The organism is Pseudomonas sp., from assembly GCF_026224925.1.
Classification (GTDB): domain Bacteria; phylum Pseudomonadota; class Gammaproteobacteria; order Pseudomonadales; family Pseudomonadaceae; genus Aquipseudomonas.
This window is the reverse complement of the sequence record NZ_JAMFRV010000460.1, coordinates 1-1,588: the sequence shown is the minus strand read 5'-3', so window position 1 is coordinate 1,588 and position 1,588 is coordinate 1. Positions and strand designations below refer to the sequence as shown.

The window sequence follows — 1,588 nt, the reverse complement described above, 5'->3', positions numbered from 1 at the left end:
CGGTGTACCTGAAGGCGCTTCCGCAGAAAGATCCGGCTCCGAGCCATCTGCAACTTGAAGTCTCGGATGAATTCGGCAAGCAATTGCTGCGCGAAGGCGAGCACGTTTATGTGGCGCAATGCGCAACCTGCCACCAGGCTAACGGTGCGGGCGCACCGCCGAACTACCCGCCGCTGGCGCAGAACAAGTCGATTGTTATGGAAAATTCGTTCAATCCGATCCGCATCGTCCTCAATGGCGGTTACCCGCCATCCACGAGCGGCAACCCGAGCCCGGTCGGCATGCCGCCGTTCGCGCAAGCGTTGTCGGATCGCGAAGTGGCTGCAGTCGTCACGTATATCCGCCATTCGTGGGGTAATAACGCGAGCGCCGTCTCGCCGCAGCAGGTCAGCGAGCTGCGCTCGACCCCGATGGATTGAGCACGATCTTTAACTGGATTCGCGTTCTTTGAAGTTTGGTCAGACGGCGCCGCGCGTGGTTTACGCTGGCGCCGTCTGCGTATGGTCGTGACGTTTCATGTTCCGGGGCCCACCCTCTTGTATGCTGGTGAACGGTTAAACAGTGCAACCCATCTGATCGGCGCGCTGCTGTCTGTCGCGGGGCTGATCACGCTGGTGCTGCTCGCGTCGCACGAGCACGATGCCTGGAAGATCGTCAGCTTCAGCCTGTACGGGGCGATGCTGGTTGTGTTATACAGTATCTCGACGCTGTACCATCTCACCCGGGGCCGCACCAAGGCCATCCTCCAGAAATGCGACTATGCAGCGATTTATCTGCTGATCGCCGGGAGTTACACACCGTTCGCGCTAGTTACATTGCACGGCCCTTGGGGTTGGTCGCTGTTCGGGATCATCTGGGGCTTGGCGATCTTCGGCATCGTCCAGGAATTGACACTAGGGCGGCGCACCCGAGCGGTCTCAATGGTGCTATATGTATTGATGGGATGGCTGGCGTTGATCGCTGCCCGCCCATTGCTGGCAGCCTTGCCGCCGGCTGGCACCGCTTGGTTGCTTGCGGGCGGGCTGGTGTACAGCGCAGGGATTTATTTTTTTATCAACGACGAACGGATACGCCATGGGCACGGCATCTGGCATCTGTTTGTCCTCGCAGGAAGCTTGTGCCAGTTTGTGAGCATCGTGCGGTACGTCGCTTGACGTTACGCGAGCGCCGCAACGGTTACATCGCGCAGTTGCCATTTGGCGTACTGCGCTAAGCATAGGCACAGGCTGGGTGTGGATGGCGTGCGGCGCGAATAGCGCTGCGCAGCCCGCATTCATTCCTGACACGGTTTGTCTTCATCATGGTCCGCCTTCAGTCAGCGGACCCACGCCACTTAGGCACCTCCCATCTGCTCATGACTGGCGCCCTCGCGGCGACGGGCAGCTACTACTTAATAAGAGAATTCATGTCATTTAACGACCTTGGCCTTGCCGAACCCCTGTTGCGGGCGGTGGCCGATCTGGGCTACACCACGCCGACGCCGATCCAACGTCAGGCCATTCCCGCCGTATTGGCCGGCGGCGATTTGCTCGCCGGCGCACAAACCGGCACCGGCAAGACCGCCGGTTTCACCTTACCCATCCTGCAT

General features: G+C 59.9%; 3 protein-coding genes. All 3 read left to right on the top strand.

Annotation, left to right across the window (positions count from 1 at the left end; all coding sequences use genetic code 11):
* The coding region (locus M0974_RS19800) for a cytochrome c (protein WP_297840567.1) at positions 1-419 on the top strand (419 nt) is incomplete at its 5' end.
* Positions 420-536: 117 nt separating this feature from the next.
* A complete protein-coding gene (locus M0974_RS19795) occupies positions 537-1,154 on the top strand; it encodes a hemolysin III family protein (protein ID WP_297840570.1) in 618 nt (205 codons plus the stop codon).
* Positions 1,155-1,405: 251 nt separating this feature from the next.
* The coding region (locus M0974_RS19790) for a DEAD/DEAH box helicase (protein ID WP_297840564.1) at positions 1,406-1,588 on the top strand (183 nt) is incomplete at its 3' end.